At 68.5% G+C, this 17,938-nt stretch carries 17 protein-coding genes and 1 CRISPR repeat array; of the genes, 11 read left to right on the plus strand and 6 right to left on the minus strand.

What is annotated here, in order from left to right:
- Positions 1 to 95: 95 nt before the first annotated feature.
- The 4 genes from ACTOWL_RS16765 to cas2 all read left to right on the plus strand — a co-directional run bounded on the left by ACTOWL_RS16765 (position 96) and on the right by cas2 (position 4,984).
- On the plus strand, positions 96 to 374 hold the full coding sequence (locus ACTOWL_RS16765) for an antitoxin (RefSeq protein WP_441322395.1): 279 nt from the start codon (positions 96 to 98) through the stop codon (positions 372 to 374).
- 209 nt (positions 375 to 583) lie between these two features.
- The gene (gene cas9 / locus ACTOWL_RS16770) at positions 584 to 3,619 is read left to right on the plus strand and encodes a type II CRISPR RNA-guided endonuclease Cas9 (protein ID WP_441322396.1); all 3,036 of its coding nucleotides are present in this window, start codon (positions 584 to 586) and stop codon (positions 3,617 to 3,619) included.
- 92 nt (positions 3,620 to 3,711) lie between these two features.
- Entirely contained in the window at positions 3,712 to 4,656 is a 945-nt protein-coding gene (gene cas1, locus ACTOWL_RS16775; RefSeq protein WP_441322397.1) for a type II CRISPR-associated endonuclease Cas1, read from the plus strand.
- On the plus strand, positions 4,637 to 4,984 hold the full coding sequence (gene cas2, locus ACTOWL_RS16780; protein ID WP_441322398.1) for a CRISPR-associated endonuclease Cas2: 348 nt from the start codon (positions 4,637 to 4,639) through the stop codon (positions 4,982 to 4,984). The genes cas1 and cas2 overlap by 20 nt, the downstream gene beginning before the upstream one ends.
- A 50-nt stretch (positions 4,985 to 5,034) precedes the next feature.
- Positions 5,035 to 5,795: direct repeats of the CRISPR family, unit length 36 nt; unit sequence AGTGTAGCAACCCCGGGAACGGCCGCAAACCGCAGC.
- Positions 5,796 to 5,863: 68 nt separating this feature from the next.
- Here cas2 and ACTOWL_RS16785 read toward each other — a convergent pair.
- Positions 5,864 to 6,658 (minus strand): phytanoyl-CoA dioxygenase family protein, encoded by a 795-nt coding sequence (locus ACTOWL_RS16785; RefSeq protein ID WP_441322399.1) that lies wholly within the window; start codon positions 6,656 to 6,658, stop codon positions 5,864 to 5,866.
- Positions 6,659 to 6,660: 2 nt separating this feature from the next.
- Entirely contained in the window at positions 6,661 to 7,419 is a 759-nt protein-coding gene (locus ACTOWL_RS16790; RefSeq protein WP_441322400.1) for an NTP transferase domain-containing protein, read from the minus strand.
- 110 nt (positions 7,420 to 7,529) lie between these two features.
- Here ACTOWL_RS16790 and aepX point away from each other — a divergent pair, with 110 nt between their 5' ends.
- The 5 genes from aepX (at position 7,530) to ACTOWL_RS16815 (ending at position 12,989) form a co-directional block, all read left to right on the plus strand.
- Positions 7,530 to 9,224 carry a phosphoenolpyruvate mutase gene (gene aepX, locus ACTOWL_RS16795; protein WP_441322401.1) on the plus strand — a complete coding sequence of 565 codons (1,695 nt, stop codon included), beginning with the start codon at positions 7,530 to 7,532 and terminating at the stop codon, positions 9,222 to 9,224.
- 78 nt (positions 9,225 to 9,302) lie between these two features.
- Complete coding sequence (gene aepY, locus ACTOWL_RS16800; protein WP_441322402.1) at positions 9,303 to 10,475, plus strand: phosphonopyruvate decarboxylase; 1,173 nt, start codon at positions 9,303 to 9,305, stop codon at positions 10,473 to 10,475.
- On the plus strand, positions 10,472 to 11,470 hold the full coding sequence (locus tag ACTOWL_RS16805; RefSeq protein WP_441322403.1) for a flippase-like domain-containing protein: 999 nt from the start codon (positions 10,472 to 10,474) through the stop codon (positions 11,468 to 11,470). The genes aepY and ACTOWL_RS16805 overlap by 4 nt, the downstream gene beginning before the upstream one ends.
- Complete coding sequence (locus ACTOWL_RS16810; protein ID WP_441322404.1) at positions 11,467 to 12,573, plus strand: 2-aminoethylphosphonate--pyruvate transaminase; 1,107 nt, start codon at positions 11,467 to 11,469, stop codon at positions 12,571 to 12,573. Before ACTOWL_RS16805 ends, ACTOWL_RS16810 begins: the two co-directional genes overlap by 4 nt.
- Positions 12,570 to 12,989 carry a DUF2141 domain-containing protein gene (locus ACTOWL_RS16815; protein WP_441322405.1) on the plus strand — a complete coding sequence of 140 codons (420 nt, stop codon included), beginning with the start codon at positions 12,570 to 12,572 and terminating at the stop codon, positions 12,987 to 12,989. The genes ACTOWL_RS16810 and ACTOWL_RS16815 overlap by 4 nt, the downstream gene beginning before the upstream one ends.
- On the opposite strand, the gene ACTOWL_RS16820 is transcribed toward ACTOWL_RS16815, so the two are convergent.
- Positions 12,980 to 13,585 (minus strand): CDP-alcohol phosphatidyltransferase family protein, encoded by a 606-nt coding sequence (locus tag ACTOWL_RS16820; RefSeq protein ID WP_441322406.1) that lies wholly within the window; start codon positions 13,583 to 13,585, stop codon positions 12,980 to 12,982. The two genes, ACTOWL_RS16815 and ACTOWL_RS16820, sit on opposite strands and share 10 nt — an antisense overlap.
- A gap of 209 nt (positions 13,586 to 13,794) precedes the next feature.
- Between ACTOWL_RS16820 and ACTOWL_RS16825 the strand changes: the two genes are divergently transcribed.
- Both ACTOWL_RS16825 and ACTOWL_RS16830 read left to right on the plus strand, forming a co-directional pair.
- A complete protein-coding gene (locus tag ACTOWL_RS16825; RefSeq protein WP_441322407.1) occupies positions 13,795 to 14,391 on the plus strand; it encodes a YcbK family protein in 597 nt (198 codons plus the stop codon).
- A gap of 139 nt (positions 14,392 to 14,530) precedes the next feature.
- Positions 14,531 to 15,298, plus strand: coding sequence for a tetratricopeptide repeat protein (locus ACTOWL_RS16830; RefSeq protein WP_441322408.1), 768 nt, complete (start codon positions 14,531 to 14,533; stop codon positions 15,296 to 15,298).
- Positions 15,299 to 15,323: 25 nt separating this feature from the next.
- Here the strand turns inward: ACTOWL_RS16830 and ACTOWL_RS16835 are convergent, their stop codons facing one another.
- The 3 genes from ACTOWL_RS16835 to ACTOWL_RS16845 all read right to left on the minus strand — a co-directional run.
- Positions 15,324 to 16,001 (minus strand): CpaD family pilus assembly lipoprotein, encoded by a 678-nt coding sequence (locus tag ACTOWL_RS16835; RefSeq protein ID WP_441322409.1) that lies wholly within the window; start codon positions 15,999 to 16,001, stop codon positions 15,324 to 15,326.
- 8 nt (positions 16,002 to 16,009) lie between these two features.
- Complete coding sequence (locus ACTOWL_RS16840) at positions 16,010 to 17,605, minus strand: type II and III secretion system protein family protein (protein ID WP_441322410.1); 1,596 nt, start codon at positions 17,603 to 17,605, stop codon at positions 16,010 to 16,012.
- Between the two features lie 8 nt (positions 17,606 to 17,613).
- Positions 17,614 to 17,938: FHIPEP family type III secretion protein (locus tag ACTOWL_RS16845; protein ID WP_441322411.1), on the minus strand; the 325-nt coding region annotated here is incomplete at its 5' end.

Raw genomic sequence — 17,938 nt, forward strand, 5'->3', positions numbered from 1 at the left:
ATTTTGTTCACTCGCCCGAGGCAGGCGCCCGGCCGGTTGCCGCCTCTCTTGCGACAGATATCTTCCGTGTCGACGTCCGCAGGTGGAGGTTCCCCATGAGCGACACGGCCATCGCCAAACTGTTCCAGACCGGCCGCAGCCAGGTCGTGCGTCTGCCTGAGGGGTTCCACCTGCCTGGCAAGGAGATCCGGGCGCGCCGCCATGGCCGCTGCGTGCTGCTGGAGCCGATGGAGCGGAGCGTCGAGGACATCCAGGCGATCTTCGCCGAGATCGACCGGCTGCGCGGCATCGACTTCTTGCCCGAGGGCCGACCCGGGCAGCCGCCGATGCCGCCGGTCGGCCCGTGTCCCCTTGTTCGCTTGCCAGGGCTATAGATCGGTGGGGAGTAAAATAGCCCCGAAAACGAAACACCCCGCATGAGGCGGGGTGAAGCGTGGGCGGTGGTTGCGTCTCGGGACGCCCAGCCCGCACGAACAGACGCTTTACGTTTTGCCTGCGGCAAGCGACCGTTCTCGGGGTTGCTACGAAGCAAAGTGTGGCTGCATAGTTAGCTCGTTTCAATAGAAAATAGTGCGCTTCCCATATGACACTGATATTCGGGCTCGATATCGGTACCACATCGATAGGCTTTGCCGTGGTTGAAGAGCACGGCAATGGTGCAAGCCGGTTCCTGCGGACTGGCGTGCGCATCTTTCCAGAAGGCGTGACAGAGAAGGAGCGCGAGCCGCGCAACAAGGAGCGGCGAGCCAAACGGCTGTTGCGGCGCCAAATCCGGCGGCGGCGCTGGCGCCGCCGCGACCTTGGCCACCTCCTGAATGAGGCGGGCCTATTGCCTGCTTTCGATCCATCGCCTGGGTCGGCATGGCAGCGCATGATAGCTGCCGATCCTTACAACCTGCGAGCGAAAGGCCTGGACGCGGCGCTGACACCCATGGAAGTCGGTCGCGCGCTGTACCACCTCGTGAAACGGCGCGGCTTCAAATCCTCACGCCTCGAGGAGACGGCGCGCAACGGTGGCACGGAAGACAAGGAGACCAGCAAGGTCAAACAGGCGATTGCTGCGCTTGACGGGCGCATGGGCGGCACAACACTGGGTGTGTATCTGTCCAACCAGGAAAAGAAGCGCGGCGGTTATGTCGGCCGCGACATGGTCGAGGACGAGTTTGATCGGCTGTGGGCCGCGCAGGCGCCGCACCATCCCGGAATAGTGACCGAGGGGCTGCGCGAAGCCGTGCGGGTCACGGCGTTCCATCAGCGGCCGACCTTCTGGCGTCTGTCGACCCTGGGAAGGTGCCGCTTGGTGCCGGACTCGCCACTCTGCGCCCGCGGCTCATGGGCAGGACAGCGCTATGTCCTGCTGCAAACGTTAAACAGCCTGCGCCTTGTGGGCGGCAACGAACAACCTCTGGAGTCGGTGGAACGGGCGAAGGTCCTCGACCTTCTCGATCGGCAGGCCACGGTGAGTTTTTCGACGTTGCGCAAGGTGCTGGGCCTACGGCGTGACCAGTCATTCAACTTCGAGATCGGCGGCCGTGACAAGCTGAAGGGCAATGTGTTCGAAGCCACTCTCCGCCACGCCTTCGGCATCGATTGGGACAGCCATCCGGCATGCGATATGATCCGTTGCGATTTGCATGATCGATGGTTCGAGATCTGGTATCGCCGGGTTGGCGACAGGATCGAGATCCGCCGCGAGGACGAGGTTGCGCCAGCCAAGGTTGCCTTTATTGCGGCCGCGCAGCGCGACTGGGGCATTGCCGAACATCAGGCCGAGGCCTTGTCTGATCTGTCATTCCCCAGCGCCTGGCTGAGCATCTCACGCGCGGCGGTGGATCGGCTGCTACCCGCTCTGGAGGCCGGCGAGCGCTATGACCAGGCAGTCGCCAGCGTGTTTGGCGTCTCTCATAGCCAGGCGGAAGAGACCGGAGAAATCCGAGACGCGCTGCCATCCCGCCAGTCGGCAATGCCGGATGTCCGAAACCCGACCGTCAATCGGGCCCTGACCGAACTGCGCAAAGTCGTCAACAACCTGATCCGGGCACACGGACGGCCGGCCGTGATCCGGATCGAGCTGGCGAGGGACCTGCGCCTGCCGAAGCGCAAGCGGGAGGAACTGGACAAGCGCAATCGCGACCAGGAACGAGAGCGCAAGAAGGCCGAGGCCGCGTTACGCGAAAATGGCATCGAGCCAACGCGGACTGCGATCGAGGCTTGGCTCCTGTGGCGGGAATGCAAGGAGACCTGCCCCTATACCGGCGCAAAGATCTGCTTCGACGACCTGTTCCGGCTGGGTCGGTTCCAGGTCGAACACATTGCCCCCCGGTCGCGCAGCCTGGACAACGGCTTCGCCAACAAGACGCTGTGCGATGCCCAGACCAACATCCTGAAGCGAAATCGAACACCATTTGAGTTCTACACCGGCCGTCCGGACGATTGGGCCACGGTCACCGCACGCGTCAAGGCCGTGCTGCCACTGCACAAGGTACGCGCCTTCCTGCGCGAGGATCGGCCCGAGACCAGCGAGGAATTGGCGGAACGGCAGTTGCGAGACACTGGCTATATCAGCGTCGCCGCGCGCGATTTCTTAAAGCTCCTAGGACGGGACGTGACGATCGAAAGCTGCAACGGCAGGGTGACAGCGCAGCTGCGCCATGCCTGGGGGCTGGACAACATCCTGGGCGACACAGGAGAGAAGAACCGGGCCGACCATCGCCACCATGCCGTGGATGCCGCCGCGGTGGCGCTGGCGACAGCGGCACGGGTGAAACGCCTGTCCGACCACTACGCCCGGGACCGACAGGGCGAGAAGCCCGAGTTGGCACCGCCTTGGCCGTCGATTCGGGCTGATCTAAAGGCGTCGGTCGACCAGATCGTCGTGTCGCACCGTGTCTGGCGCAAGGTGTCGGGGGCGCTGCACGCGCAGACGGCCATGGGCGATACCGGGCGGGATGAAGTAACCAAAGGCGTTCACTATCGCTGGTACGTGACACGAAAGCGAATCGAGGACCTGAAGCTCAGCGATCTGGAAGAAGATTCCGATCGCCGCGTAGTAGATTCCACAATCCGCAGGATTGTTCGGGACCATGTGGTCGAGAGAGGAGGAGACCTCAAAAAGGCCATTCCTCCCTATCCTCGCCTGCCCACGCCGGATGGCATCGGTCGGGAGATCCGTAAGATCCGCGTCGAGATCAAGCAGCAGCCAGCGTTGATGGCGCCCCTGGATCAGAGTATCCACGCCTTCGCCGACACGGCTGCGAACCATCACATGGCGGTATTCCGGATGCCGGACGGCAGGGTGCGGCATGAGATCGTCAGCCTTTTCAATGCCGCGCGTCGTCTGTCGGCCGGGGAACCGGTGGTCAGGCGACAGAGCCCGGACGGCGGTGCGTTCGTGATGTCGTTGTGCCCGGGTGACGCGCTGGAATTCCCGAGAGGGGATGGCGGACACGACTATCGCATCGTCACCAGCGTCTGGGCGGCAGGCCCGATCGTGCTATGCGACCACAGTGCGGCGGACCGCTCGGTCTGGAAGCGCCCGACGGCGGCGTCCGTCCTCGCCGCCGGAGCTCGGAAGGTCCGAATCAGCCCGATCGGCGAGATCTTGCCAGCAAATGATTAGGCGACATGGCCTCCTGTTCGTATATCGATCGTAGACTGACAATCGGAATAGAGTTATCGTAGCAAGATACCATGATTGATATCTGATTTTGATTGAATTTGTTTGTTTACGTGATCAAGCGCACAATTGAAATTTCATCGGTGCCAACACGCCTCTCGGTGGCGTATTCGCAACTGGTGATTGAACGCGAGGCACTGCCTCCGGCCACAGTGCCGATCGAGGATGTCGGCGTACTGATCGTCGATCATCCGACCGTCACCTACACCCAGGCGGTGCTGAGTCGGCTGGGCGAGGCCGGTGCCGTCGTCATTCTATGCGACGGTCGCCACCTGCCGGCTTCGATCATGATTCCGGTGGTCGGCAATGCAGTACAGACCGAACGCCAACAGGCACAGATCACCGTAAGCGAGCCTTTGCGAAAGAGGGCCTGGCAGGCTGTGGTGGTGGCGAAGATTCGGATGCAGGCGCTGGTGTTGGAAGAGGCCTGCGGGTCCGACTGGGGGCTGCGGGCGATGGCCGCCCGCGTGCGCCCCGGTGACGTCGAGAACCTGGAAGCCCAGGCGGCGCAGCGCTATTTCCCCCGCCTGTTGGGACCCGGATTCCGTCGGCATCGCGAGGGGAAGCCGCCCAATGACTTGCTGAACTACGGATACATGGTGCTACGCGCGGCAGTGGCGCGGGCCGTCGTCGCTTCCGGCCTTCTGCCCTCCATCGGCCTGTTCCACAGCCATCGCGGCAACCCCTTCTGCCTGGCCGACGACCTGCTGGAGCCATATCGACCTCTCGTCGATCGAAAGGTTGCAGCATTGGCCGCGCGGGGCGACGGGCGGGACGGCATCGGACGCGAGGAAAAGCGGCTTCTGCTGTCGGTACTGAACGACGTCGTGCCGCTGACAGGCGGCGGAAAGACGCCGGTATCGCTGGCGGTCTCGCAGGGTTCGGCCTCGCTGGCCCGGCTGTTCGGCGACGGCAAGGGGCTATTGGTGTTGCCCGACGGCCTGCCGGTCGAGCCCGACAATGTCGACGACGATCCGTGACACCCCCTACGGATGGCGCAGCGTGTGGGTCCTGGCCCTGTTCGACCTGCCGACCGAAACCAAGGCCCATCGCCGGGCCTATGCCAGGTTTCGGAAAGACCTGCTGGAAGACGGCTTCACCATGATGCAGTTCTCGGTGTACCAGCGCCATTGCGCCAGCCGGGAGAACGCCGATGTGCGCATCCGACGCATGGGGTCGCTATTGCCGGCAGAAGGCGAGGTCCGGTTCCTGGTGATCACTGATCGCCAGTTCGGCAATATCGCCACCTTCTGGGGCCGGGATCGCCAGCCGAACGCGCCCTCGCCCACCCAGATGGAGCTTTTCTGATCCATCTGGGTGGCGATTTCGCCGCTTTTTCAGCTGCTTATGCGCAGGGTAGTGTAGCAACCCCGGGAACGGCCGCAAACCGCAGCGATGGCCTGAACCTGTTCTGCCGCCTGCGAAGTGTAGCAACCCCGGGAACGGCCGCAAACCGCAGCCGGCGAGGCCAAGACCAGCCGGTTCTACCGAGTGTAGCAACCCCGGGAACGGCCGCAAACCGCAGCGGAAGGCGGCGGTAGGGCAATCCTGTCAAAGTGTAGCAACCCCGGGAACGGCCGCAAACCGCAGCTAGGTCACGATCGTGTCGGGGCCGACGGCGAGTGTAGCAACCCCGGGAACGGCCGCAAACCGCAGCGAGATCCTGGTCTCGGCGCGCAGCTCGTCCAGTGTAGCAACCCCGGGAACGGCCGCAAACCGCAGCTTTTCCGCCTCAACCTCGCCGGCTTCCAGCAGTGTAGCAACCCCGGGAACGGCCGCAAACCGCAGCGGGCCTTTCAGGTGATCGAGGCGCTCGCCCAGTGTAGCAACCCCGGGAACGGCCGCAAACCGCAGCCCGGGACTCTCCGGTCGTATGCGGCAGCCGAGTGTAGCAACCCCGGGAACGGCCGCAAACCGCAGCGCGGTCTACTCTGAGTTTTATCAGAGTTTGAGTGTAGCAACCCCGGGAACGGCCGCAAACCGCAGCCCAATGCCAATACGAAAGACGATCTCGTTGAGTGTAGCAACCCCGGGAACGGCCGCAAACCGCAGCCATTCGATGCAGGTCCGGTCCTCCATCGCCAGTGTAGCAACCCCGGGAACGGCCGCAAACCGCTGCGGCGCACCACTTCGTGCTGCGCCGCGCCCGGGATGACGGTCGGGAGTTCGATAATGGGTTCGTCAATATCAAACCCGGAACTTGTACTCCTTGCCCGGCTCGCGCTCGATGTCGGGCGGGAAGTTGGCGCGCTTCTCGGCGAAGTAGCGCTCGCGGTGGTCGCCATCGGCCAGGCGGTTGTAGGTCAGGTACAGGATCCGCCGCGCCGCGCCGGTCAGGTTCGGCTTCGAGGCGTGCGGGGCGTAGCTGTCGAAGAACAGCACGTCGCCCGGTTCGGTCGGCACCGGCACCAGCTTGAAGCTGGCCATCTGCTCGTCGGTCAGCGGCTTCCACTCCTCGCCGATCAGCCCGGTCAGGCGCGGCATGTCGGCCATCTCGAGGCAGCCGTTCTCGACCGTGGCGCGGTCGACCGAGACCATCACGGTCAGGAAGATCGGGGCATAGCGCGACCAGCCGGCCTGCTGGTCCTGGTGCGGCTCGAAGCCGGCGCCGCCCGCCATCTTGAAGTTGATCTTCTCCTTGTACAGGCACGACGGCGCCTCCAGCAGTTGCTCCACCGCCTTGAACAGGCGGCCGTGCCGGACCAGCCCGTCGAACTGGGCATGGTAAGGGCAGAAATTCTCGATCCGCTGCACCACCCGCTTGCTGGGGTCGAGCAGGCTCGGCTCGTAATAGACCATGTGCCTGCCCGGCTCCTCGGGCATGGCGCTGAGCTCCTCGGTCCAGCGCGTGATCGCCGCGGTCTCGGCGGCGTCGAAGAAGCCGCGGGCGGCGACCCAGCCGGTGCGGGCATAGCAGGACAGATCCTCAGCCGAAAGCGGGCCGACGGCCATGGCGTCGGCTGAGGGCAGCGAATCGGGCATGTTCAGGGCTCCAGCTGCGGCAGGATCTCCCGCTGCGCGCGGGCCACATCCACGTCGAAATCGATCTCGGTCCAGGGCAGGTCGCTGATGTCCGCCACGCCGAACCGGTGCGGATGCGCCAGGATCAGGTCGCGGATCGCTTCCTCGTACTCGACAGTGGTGATGCCCTGGCGGACATACCAGTCGGTGCGGTCGCCGAGCGCACGGGCCATGTCGGGCGAGAAGCGGAAGAAGCCGACCGACTCGCCGTGCCAGTCATGCGCGTTCTCGGGCTTCTTGCGGAAATCGACGATGGTGTCGCCGCGGAAGCAGATCTTCACCGGCTCGTCGCCCGGCTCGATCTCGCGGTCGACCAGCAGCACGTTCTCCGCCGCGCCGTCCAGCAGCCGGCCGATCATCGGCTCGGGGTACAGGACGTCGCCATCCATCAGCACCACCGGCGCCCCGGTGGCGAGTTGCTCGCGCTGGACCCACAGCGAGACCAAGCTGCCCTCGCGGTAGCGCGGGTTCTCGACGAAGCCGATGCGGCCGCCGAGTCCGAGCCGGTCGATCTCGCGCCGGATCGAGTCGCCCTCATGGCCGATGGTGATCGAGATGTCCTCGACGCCGTTCGCATGCAGCGCGGCAATATGCCGTTCCAGCAGCGACTTTCCGCCGAACCGGAGCAGGATCTTCGGCCCGCCGGCGGCCGTTCCCAGGCGCCGGCCGACGCCGGCCGCGAGGATGATCGCGGTGGCCGCCCGCCTATCCGAGTATGACAAGATCGTGATGTCCCGGTTGCATTTTTCTGACGCCGGCCAAAGATAAGATCGCGATGCCGGCCCGGCAAGGCGCTGGACGGCCGAGATTCCGCAACCCGGACATCCGGTTCATGAGTGAGAACGCGATGAAGGCTCTCGACGACACCGCCCTGACGGGCCCGTCCGACGCCGGCTCCTCCGCCCCGGCCGACCGCCCGAAGACGGTGTTCGCGGCGCTGCGCCAGGAGATCTTCTCCCCGACGCTGTCCTTCCTGATGGAGGCCCATAACGGCCTGTCCGCCAAGATCGTCGAGGAAGCCGGCTTCCGCGGCATCTGGGCCTCGGGCCTGACCAATTCGGCCAGCCTGGGCCTGCGCGACAGCAACGAGGCGTCCTGGACCCAGGTGCTGGACGTGCTGGAATACATGGCCGACGCGACCCGGCTGCCGATCCTGGTCGACGGCGACACCGGCTACGGCAACTTCAACAATGTCCGCCGCCTGGTGCGCAAGCTGGGCGAGCGGCGGATCGCCGGGGTCTGCATCGAGGACAAGCTGTTCCCGAAGACCAACTCCTTCATCGGCGAGGCCCAGCCGCTGGCCGATATCGACGAGTTCTGCGGCCGCATCAAGGCCGGCAAGGACAGCCAGACCGACGACGACTTCGTGCTGGTGGCGCGGATCGAGGCGCTGATCTCCGGCCGCGGCATGGAGGAGGCGCTGCGCCGGGCAGAGGCCTACCACGCCGCGGGTGCCGACGCGGTGCTGATCCATTCCAAGCAGTCCACGGCCAACGAGATCTTCGGCTTCACCGAGCGCTGGGCCAACCGGTCGCCGGTGGTGATCGTGCCGACCATGTACTACGCCACCTCGACCGACCTGTTCCGCCAGGCCGGCATCTCGACCGTGATCTGGGCCAACCACCTGCTGCGCTCCTCGATCACGGCGATGCGCGAGACCGCGCACCGGATCTTCGAGGACCAGTCGCTGCGCGAGGTCGAGGGCCGGGTCGCCAGCGTCCGCGACATCTTCGCCCTGGTCGGCAATGCCGAACTGGAGGCGGCGGAGCGGCGCTACCTGCCCGGCAAGGCGGTGCCGAAGGCCGTGGTGCTGGCGGCGTCGCGCGGCGACCTGGGCGACGAGCTGACCCGCGACCAGCCGAAATGCATGATCGACGTGCGCGGCCAGTCGCTGCTGCAGCGTCTGGTCTCGACCCTGGGCGACAGCGGCCTGAAAGACGTCACCGTGGTCCGCGGCTACCGCAAGGAGGCGGTGGTGGTGCCGGGCATCAAGACGGTCGACAACGACCGCTATGACGAGACCGGCGAGGTCTACTCCCTGGCCCAGGCGCGCAAGGCGCTGGAGGGCGAGACGGTGGTGGCCTATGGCGACGTGCTGTTCCGCCGCTACATCCTGGACGGGCTGATGTCGAGCGAGGGCGACATCGTCCTGGCGGTCGACGCCATGAGCCTGTCGGTCAAGCAGCCGAAGAAGACCCTGCGTGACCTGGTGGCCGCCGACCGGCCCTATTCCGGCAGCTATCTCGACGACACCCCGGTGCATCTGAGGGCGATGTCGGAGTCGATCCCGGCCGGCGAAGTCAGCGGCGAATGGATCGGCCTGGCCCGGTTCAGCGCTCAGGGCTCGGTCTGGCTGCGCGAGGAGATCGACCGGATCGAGGCCGAGGGGCTGCTGGAGACGGCGGACCTGCCACTGCTGCTGACCCGGCTGGCCGTCCGCCACCCGGTGGCGGTGCAGTATTTCACCGCCCATTGGCTGGATGTCGACACGCTGAGCGACCTGGCCGACGCGCGCAATTTTACCTAGTGGAGAAGCGGCGCGCGACCCTGCCATGCGTCCGTGCGCCGCTTCCCTCCAGGCCGATCGCGCTCTAGAACGTCCGGCATGATCACCGCAGACGAGTTCATCGCAGCGGCGAAGGCGCGCGGCCACGACTTCTACACCGGGGTTCCGTGCAGCTTCCTGACCCCGCTGATCAATGGCGTGCTGTCGAGCCCGGCCCTGACCTATGTCGGCGCCGCCAGCGAGGGCGAGGCGGTGGCAATCGCCGCCGGCGCCTGGCTGGCCGGGCGCCGCACCGTGGTGATGTGCCAGAACTCCGGCCTGGGCAACGCGGTCAACCCGCTGACCTCGCTGAACGCGCCGTTCCGCATCCCGACCCTGTTCATCACCACCTGGCGCGGCCAGCCCGGTCAGCCGGACGAGCCGCAGCACGAGGTGATGGGCCGCATCACCCAGGACCTGCTGGAGCTGATCGAGGTGCCGCAGGCTCCCTTCCCGGCTACGCCCGAGGCACTGGGTCCGGCGCTGGACCAGGCCTCGGCCCGCATGGACGAGACCGGGCTGCCCTATGCCTTCGTCATGAAGAAGGGCGACGTCCGCGACGCGGATCTGCGGGCGCCGCCGCCCGCCCTGCCCCGCCCCGGCCGCCGCGCCGACTGGCCGGAGGTCGGGCCGCGCCCGACCCGGGCGGCGGTGCTGGAGCGCTTCCTGGCCCTGACCGACGACCGCACCGCCGTGGTCGCCACCACCGGCAAGGCCGGGCGCGAGCTGTTCACCCTGGCCGACCGGAAGCAGCATATCTACCAGGTCGGGTCGATGGGCGGCGCCTCCGGCATGGCCCTGGGCGTGGCGCTGAACACCCCGGCGCCGGTCGTGGTGCTGGACGGCGACGGTGCCGCGCTGATGAAGCTGGGCACCTTCGCCACCATCGGCGCCCAGGCGCCCGGCAACCTGATCCACATCCTGCTCGACAACGGCGTGCATGACTCGACCGGCGGCCAGGCCACGGTCTCCGCCTCGGTCGATTTCGCCGCTGTGGCGCTGGCCTGCGGCTATCAGTTCGCCGCCGCCTGCGCCAGCCTGGACGGGTTCGAGGCCGCGTTCCGCGCTGCCTCCGAGGCACCGCGGCCGGCGCTGATCCATGTCCGCATCGCCCCGGGCTCGATGGAGAAGCTGGGCCGACCGACTGTGTCGCCGGCCGATGTCGCCCGCCGGTTCAAAGCCTTCCTCGCCGGCCTGCGCCCGGCCGCAACGGGTGTCGGCTCCGCATCATGAAATGGCCTGCCTGCATCGGGATCGCCGTCGGCCTGACGGTCGCGGTCGTGCTGGTCTGGCTGACCGGCGCGGCCGAGATCTGGGCCGCGCTGACCGGCGCCGGCTGGGGCATCCTGGCCGTCATCGCCCTGCACTTCCCGCAATTCCTGTTCTCCTCGCTCGGCTGGCGCGTGCTGGTGCCGGAGCGGCCGGTGCCGCCGCTGAGCTTCTTCATCCGGCTGCGCTGGATCCGCGAGGCGATCAACTCGCTGCTGCCGGTGGCGCAGATCGGCGGCGAGCTGATCACCGCCCGGCTGCTGGCGATGCGCGGCGTGCCGCTGAACCGGTCCGGCGCCGCCATCGTCGTCGACCTGACCACGCAGATGGCCAGCCAGGTGGTGTTCACCGTCTTCGGTCTGGTCCTGCTGTTCCTCGGCGCCCATGATGGCACGATGACGCCCTGGATCATCGCCGGCGCCGGCGTCGGCCTGGTGCTTGTCGTGCTGTTCGTCGGCGCCCAGCGCTTCGGCATGTTCAAGGTGCTGGAGCGGGCGCTGATCCGCCTGGCCGACAAGTTCGGCTGGTCCTCGCTGGGCGAGGTCTCCGGCCTGCATGATTCGATCGTGTCGCTGTATGGCAACCATGCCCGCCGGGTCTGGATCTCCGGCGGCCAGCACCTGGTCTCCTGGCTGCTCGGCTGCCTGGAGATCTGGGCGACACTGTGGGCGCTGGGCCTCGAGCCCAGCCTGCGCGACGCGGTGATCATCGAGAGCCTGGCCCAGGCCGTCCGCGTCGCCGGGGTGCTGGTGCCCGGCGCGCTGGGCGTGCAGGAGGGCGGCTTCATCGTCATCTGCGGCCTGCTCGGCATCCCGCCGCACAGCGCCGTGGCCATGGCGCTGATCCGCCGCATCCGCGAGATCGCGCTGGGCGTGCCCGGCCTGATGGCCTGGCAGGCCATGGAGGGCCGGCACCTGGCCCGGCGCCGCCGCGCCCGCGCCTCGGAGGCCTCGTCATGACCTGGTCCGCGGAAGAGCCGGCCCTGCTGACCCCGGGCCCGCTGACCACCCGGATCGAGACGCGCCGCGCCATGCTGCGCGACTGGGGCTCGCGCGACCGCGCCTTCATCGCCCTGACGGCGGAGCTGCGGCAGCGGCTGCTGGACGTCGCCCGCGCCGAAGCCAGCCATGTCGCGATCCCGCTGCAGGGCAGCGGCACCTTCATCGTCGAGGCCGCCATCGCCACGCTGCTGCCGCCCTCCGGCAAGCTGCTGGGGCTGGCCAACGGCGCCTATGGCGAGCGCATGGTCGCCATCGCCAGCCGCCTGGGCCGGTCGGTCGAGGCCCTGCGCTGGCCGGAGGACCGGCCGGTGGAGCCGGAGCGGGTCGACGCGGCGCTGGCGGCCGACCCGTCCATCACCCATGTTGCCCTGGTCCATTGCGAGACCACCTCGGGCATCCTCAATCCGTTCGAGGCGGTGGCTGCCGTCGTCGCCAAGCACGGGCGGGCGCTGATCCTGGACGCGATGAGCAGCTTCGGCGCGCTACCGATCGACCTCTCGACCACGCCGGCCGCGGCGGTGCTGGCCTCCAGCAACAAGGGGCTGGAGGGCGTGCCCGGAATCGGCTTCGCCCTGGTGGAGCGGCAGGCGATCGCGGCGGCGAAGGGCAACAGCCCGTCCGTCAGCCTCGACCTGCACGACCAATGGCACGGCTTCGAGGGCAACGGCCAGTGGCGCTTCACCCCGCCGGTGCAGGTGGTGGCGGCGCTGGTCGAGGCGCTGCGGCTGCTGGAGGCCGAGGGCGGGCCGGCCGCCCGGCTGCGCCGCTACCAGGACAATTTCGACACGCTGGCGGCCGGCATGGCCCGGCTGGGCTTCCGCCTGTTCCTCGACCCGGCGGTGCAGGCGCCGATCATCGCCACCTTCCACCCGCTGGACGACCCGCACTTCGCCTTCGAGCCCTTCTACGAGGCGCTGGCCGCGCGCGGCTTCCTGATCTATCCAGGGAAGCTGACCCGGGCCGACAGCTTCCGCATCGGCTGCATCGGGGCCCTCGACCGCAACGATTTCCAGGCCCTGCTCGTTGCCATCGAGGACGCGTTGTCGGAGATGCGCCGATGAAGATCCCATTCCTCGCCTGCGCCTTTCTGGGGTTCGGCGCCGCCGCGGCGTCTGCGGCGACGGTCGAGATCACCGTCACCGACATCAGGGAAGCCAAGGGCACGATCCGGATGGCCCTGTGCCCGCAGGCGCAGTTCCTGAAGGACGACTGCCCCTACAGCGGCACGGCGCCGGCCACGGTGCCGCAGGCCACCGTGGTGATCCAGAACGTCGCCCCCGGCGTCTACGCGGCGCAGGGCTATCACGACGTCAACGACAACCACGAAGTCGACCGGACCCTGCTGGGCGTGCCGGAGGAAGGCGTCGCCTTCTCGCGCAACCCCTCCTATTTCTTCGCCCCGCCGGATTTCAAGGACGCGTCCTTCACCGTCGGCCCGCGCGAGGCGCTGATCACCGTCCGGCTGCGCTACTTCTGAACCGTCGCGGGCTTCGGGCGGCGCGCCAGCACCCCGAGCCAGAGCGCGCCCGCCGGCGTGATCACCGCCGCCGCGACCAGCATCGGCCAGGCCAGGCCGAGCCAGACGAAGACCGGCACCAGGGCCAGGGCGTCGTCGGGATCGACCACCACGCCGCGATGGCGCATGGCGTAGCGCGACAGCTCGATCACCTTGGTCACGTTGAGCTGCCAGAACAGCACGCCGATGCCGAGGCCGGCGGCGGCGCCGAGCAGGACCGGGGCGAAGCCGAGACCGGCCAGGGCCAAGCCGATGCCGATGCCGATGAAGGCGATCGCGTCGCACAGGCAGTCGACGCACAGATCGTAGCGGTGGCCCCAGGGGCTGGCCTGCCCGGTCTGCCGGGCCAGCTCGCCGTCGGCGCGGTCGAGCAGCATCGACAGCAGGAACACGACCCCGCCGAGATCGGCCCAGATCCCGCCGCAGGCGAAGCCAACCGCGGCCGCCACGCCGGTGGCCAGCCGCATGGTGGTGAGCTGGTTGGGGGTGACGCCGGTCGGCGCCACCCGCCGGACCGCGGGGCGGACGATACGGTGGATCAGGGTGTCTTGGCTCATCCTAGGTCTGCTGTCTCCGCGCCCGTCCCGGAGGCGCCCCTCTAGGTTTCTAAACCATCAAGCCGAAAGCAAGGCAACGGTCTGGCCATGCCGCGGCGTCGAACCGGCGATGCATCTCCACACGCCGACGCGATTGCAATCCGTCGCCGGTCCTGCGAAATGATAGAAACGTCGCGCTGGGTTCCGCTGCCTGCCGAGGCTGTCTTCGCATGACTGCGCCCATACCCTCCCGCCCCCTGGGCCCCATTCTGACTCGCCGCGCCGCGCTCGGCGTGGTCGGCGGCATTGCCCTGGCCGGGCCGGCCGCCTATGCCCTGCCCCCGGCCGCCCGGCCCGGCTCGCTGCTGGACGAGGTGCACAACCGGGTCGAGCCTTATCTCGAACTCGGCCACGCCCACACCGGCGAGAGCTATACCGGCCGGTTCTACGGCGCCGCCGGCTATGACGTCGCGGAGCTGCAGAAGCTCGACTGGTTCCTGCGCGACTGGCGGCAGCGCGCGAGCGTGCAGATCGACCCGCGGCTGTTCTGGGCGCTGGCGGTGATCCGCGCCGTGACCCAGCGGGCCGGCTTCAGCGGCAAGGCGACGGTCAATTCCGGCTATCGCACGCTGAAGACCAACTCCTCGCTCGAAGGGACGGCCCGCAACTCCCTGCACATGGCCGGCCGGGCCATCGACCTGACCTTCGAGAAGGTCCCGCCGAGCCAGCTCGTCGGCTGCGCCCTGGCGCTGCAGATCGGCGGCGTCGGCCAGTATCCCGGCTTCACCCATATCGATTCCGGCAATCTGCGCACCTGGGGAGGTTGAGACCAGGGACGCGATTCCCAATCGCGGGGTCGACGCGACCGCGTGATCGTCCTATCCATGTTCCAGCCATGCGTGACCGCGCAGGCGCGCCCGTCAGAGGCGCCCCGGACTCGCTTTTCCAAGGGGAGAGCCCGCCGCCATGCCGTTCCCGTTCACCCGTGCCGTCGCCGCCTTCGGCCTCGCCCTAATCGTCGCGGGCTGCGGCGAATCGTCGACGACCTCGCTGCTGCGGATGGGCGACAGCATCCGCGCCGCCGGCGACCCGGAGACCGCGGTCACCTTCTACCAGCGCGCCGCGACCGAGGACCCCGACAATCCCCTGCCGATGATCAAGCTGGGCGACGCGACGCTGCAGGGCGGCGACCCGGTGCGCGCCGCCAGCTACTATCACGCCGCCCTGGCGATCGAGCCGACCAACGCCGACGCCCTGCGCGGCCTGGGCAAGGTGCAGCTGGCCCAGGGCAAGCCGCAGGAGGCGATCGCGGTCCTCGACCAGGCGCTGGCCCGCAAGCCGGAGGACGTCTCGACCGTGCTGGCCAAGGGCACCGCCCTGGCCCTGCTGGGCCGGCCGCAGGAGGCGCAGGGGCTGTATCAGAAGGCGCTGGCCAAGGAGCCCGCCAATGTCAGCCTGAAGACCAACCTGGCCCTCTCCTATGCCCTGGCCGGCAACACCGGCGAGGCGGTGCGGGTGATGCGCGAGGCCGCCGCCGCGCCGGACGCCACCGCCGTGCAGCAGCGCAACCTGGCGCTGGTTCTGGCGATGGACGGCAAGACCCAGGAGGCGCGCAAGGTGGCCGATGCGGTCCTGCCGGCGAAGGAGGCGCGCAACCTGCTCAACGCGGCGCGCCGGATCCGCGGCATGAAGGACCCCGTGCGGCGGGCCCAGGCGATCGGCACGATCGGCTGAGCCGCAGCACCGGTGCCGCCCCCGGCTACTGGGCGGCGCCGGAGATGTCGGTGGTGCCGGACCCGGCCGCCGCCGGCGGCAGGACCACGCCCGCCTGACCGTGGTCGGCGCGGGAGTCGGTCCCGGAATCCGTCTGGTCGTCGCCGCCCAGCTGCAGATAGCGCTCGGCCGCGCGGACCGACGGGTTGGCGAAGGCCGGCCCCATCTGGCGGCCCTGGAACAGGTCGCTCTTGCGCTCGACCTGCTGCGCCAGGTTGAGGTCGCTGGCGCAGCCGAGCGGCAAGTCCTCCGGCAGCGAGCCGTCGGGGTTCATGCAGCGCTTCGGCCACAGCACCGGCTGTCCGGCCGCCGCCACCTGCACCGTGTCGGAAGCGGATGGATCGTTGACCAGCGAGATGCTGTACGGCCCGGCGCTGCGCACCACCGCCGCGATCGCCTCCTGCCGTGCCGCCGCCTTCGGGCCGCCGGCCGCGACGGTGACCGACGAGCCCGGCGTCAGGCCGGAGCCGCGGACGAACTCGACCAGCCGGGCGCGCTCGGTCGGGCTCAGGCTCGACGCCTGGGGCGCGAACAGCACCGGATGGGCCATCGGCGTCGACAGGGTGGTGTAGCCGTCGTCGGGCCAGTCCGGGATCTTGTGTTCGCAGGCGGCCAGGACACCGGCCAGGGCGATGACCGCGAGATGGTGGATCGGGAACCTCATGGCGCGTCCTATTCGAGCACGAAGCCGGCGCTGCCGCCGGTCATGGAGGGGGACTGGCGCACCTGCCGCACGGTCGGCGCGGTGCGCTGCGCCGGCACCGCCACCGCCTTCGGCGAGTCCACCGGCTTCATCAGGAACGGGGTGATCAGGATCACCAGCTCGGTCTCGTTGCGCTTGTACCGGCTCGACTGGAACAGCTTGCCGAGGATCGGCACGTCGCCGAGCACCGGGATCTTGTCGGCGGAATTCGACATGTTGCGCTGGAACATGCCGGCCAGCGCGAAGGTCTGGCCCGAGGCCAGCTCGATCGTGGTCTCGGCCCGGCGTATGATCAGCGACGGCACCGAGACTCCGTCGCTCTCGACCCGGGCGTCATCGCTGAGCTCGCTGACCTCCGGCTTCACCCGCATGGCGATGCGGTCGCCCGGCAGCACGGTCGGGACGAAGGACAGCGACACGCCGAACTGCTTGTATTCGATGGTCACCGTGTCGTTGCCCTGCGGCACCGGGATCGGGAACTCGCCGCCGGCCAGGAAGTTCGCGGTCTCGCCGCTGACCGCGGTCAGGGTCGGCTCGGCCAGGATGCTGACCAGCCCTTCCCGCTGCAGCGCGTCGATCACCGCGTCGACGTTGTTGCCGCCGCTGTGGTAGCCGGCATTGGCGGTGCCGGGCAGGCCGACCCCGGCAAAGCCGCCGCTGACCAGGCCGATGTTGAACTTGCCGATGTCGAACATCGCCTGCCAGTTGACGCCGAGATTCTCCACCGCGTTGCGCTGGACCTCGGCGAAGCGGACGCGGATGCCGACCTGCTGCGACCCCCGCACCGTGTTCAGGTTCATCGCCCCGCCGGCATTGCTGCCGAGCTGCTGGGCCAGGGCGTCGAGCTTCATGGCGCTGCCGAGATCGGCCACCGTGCCGGTGGTGACCGGCCGGTCCTGGATGTAGCCCATCTGGCCGCCGCTGGACGGCGCCACCCGCATCATCTCGCGCTGCGCCGCGGTCTCGTCCTGGCTGACCCGGACATTCGCCGCCGCCACCACCTGGTCGGCGCTGCTGAGCGCGAACAGGTTGGTGGTGCCGGACGACACGCCGTAGATATAGGCCGAGCGGGCGGACACCATCTCGATGTCGAGCACGTTCGGATTCGCCACCAGCACCGTCTGCACCGGCAGGGCGAAGGTCAGCAGGTTGCCCTGCCCGACCTTCATCTCGATCAGCGACCGGCTGGGCGTCAGCGCCGGCTGGGCCGGCTGCCGCGGCGGCGCCGGCGAGACCTGCCTCGTCGGCTGGCCCGGCGGGAGCGACGGCGGCGGCTGCATCGCCGGCGTCACCTGCGGCGGCGGATCGGCCGGCGCGCCCGGCGGCAGGGTGACGATCTTCGGCGCCGTGGCCGGCGCGCGCATGGCGGTGATGTCCTCGGTCGGGGTCACCGTCGCGCCGGGCACCGCCGGTAGCTGGGCCTGCGGCGGCAGCGGCTGCACGGTCATGCCCGGCGGCTCGGCCTGGGCCTGCGCGAGCGGAACGCCGGCGGCAAGGGCCGCGGCCAGGACAGCCGTGGCGGTGAGTGCGTGACGCAACCGGGCCAGGGATCGTGACTGGTCCATCTTCCCCCTCACTCCGCGGCGGCCCGGTCGAGCCCGGCCTCGGCATCCTGGCGGACCCGGCGGCCGGTCAGCCGGACCACCGCCACCGGCTGCACCGTGTAGTCCGACGCGATCTCGGCATAGGACAGCACCGACGCCTCGACATGGTTGCGGGCCAGGGCCTGGCGCAGGAAGCGGCGAGTGTCGAGCGCGGTCAGGATCACCGGGGGCAGCACCGACAGCTCGAGCGGGCTGCGCAGATAGACCGCCACCATCAGCAGCAGGACCGCGAAGGTGATGTTGCAGGCGATCAGCACGTCGACCAGCAGCGTCGGCAGCGGCAGGATCATCAGC

The organism is Inquilinus sp. CA228, from assembly GCF_052078665.1.
Lineage (GTDB): Bacteria > Pseudomonadota > Alphaproteobacteria > DSM-16000 > Inquilinaceae > Inquilinus.

What these genes read in the sequence shown, in the direction of transcription:
- ACTOWL_RS16765 (WP_441322395.1), top strand. Translation starts at nt 96, where the DNA reads ATGAGCGACACGGCCATCGCCAAACTGTTCCAGACCGGCCGCAGCCAG.
- cas9 (WP_441322396.1), top strand. Translation starts at nt 584, where the DNA reads ATGACACTGATATTCGGGCTCGATATCGGTACCACATCGATAGGCTTT.
- cas2 (WP_441322398.1), top strand. Translation starts at nt 4,637, where the DNA reads ATGTCGACGACGATCCGTGACACCCCCTACGGATGGCGCAGCGTGTGG.
- ACTOWL_RS16785 (WP_441322399.1), bottom strand. Translation starts at nt 6,658, where the DNA reads ATGCCCGATTCGCTGCCCTCAGCCGACGCCATGGCCGTCGGCCCGCTT.
- aepX (WP_441322401.1), top strand. Translation starts at nt 7,530, where the DNA reads ATGAGTGAGAACGCGATGAAGGCTCTCGACGACACCGCCCTGACGGGC.
- aepY (WP_441322402.1), top strand. Translation starts at nt 9,303, where the DNA reads ATGATCACCGCAGACGAGTTCATCGCAGCGGCGAAGGCGCGCGGCCAC.
- ACTOWL_RS16805 (WP_441322403.1), top strand. Translation starts at nt 10,472, where the DNA reads ATGAAATGGCCTGCCTGCATCGGGATCGCCGTCGGCCTGACGGTCGCG.
- ACTOWL_RS16810 (WP_441322404.1), top strand. Translation starts at nt 11,467, where the DNA reads ATGACCTGGTCCGCGGAAGAGCCGGCCCTGCTGACCCCGGGCCCGCTG.
- ACTOWL_RS16815 (WP_441322405.1), top strand. Translation starts at nt 12,570, where the DNA reads ATGAAGATCCCATTCCTCGCCTGCGCCTTTCTGGGGTTCGGCGCCGCC.
- ACTOWL_RS16820 (WP_441322406.1), bottom strand. Translation starts at nt 13,585, where the DNA reads ATGAGCCAAGACACCCTGATCCACCGTATCGTCCGCCCCGCGGTCCGG.
- ACTOWL_RS16825 (WP_441322407.1), top strand. Translation starts at nt 13,795, where the DNA reads ATGACTGCGCCCATACCCTCCCGCCCCCTGGGCCCCATTCTGACTCGC.
- ACTOWL_RS16830 (WP_441322408.1), top strand. Translation starts at nt 14,531, where the DNA reads ATGCCGTTCCCGTTCACCCGTGCCGTCGCCGCCTTCGGCCTCGCCCTA.
- ACTOWL_RS16835 (WP_441322409.1), bottom strand. Translation starts at nt 16,001, where the DNA reads ATGAGGTTCCCGATCCACCATCTCGCGGTCATCGCCCTGGCCGGTGTC.
- ACTOWL_RS16840 (WP_441322410.1), bottom strand. Translation starts at nt 17,605, where the DNA reads ATGGACCAGTCACGATCCCTGGCCCGGTTGCGTCACGCACTCACCGCC.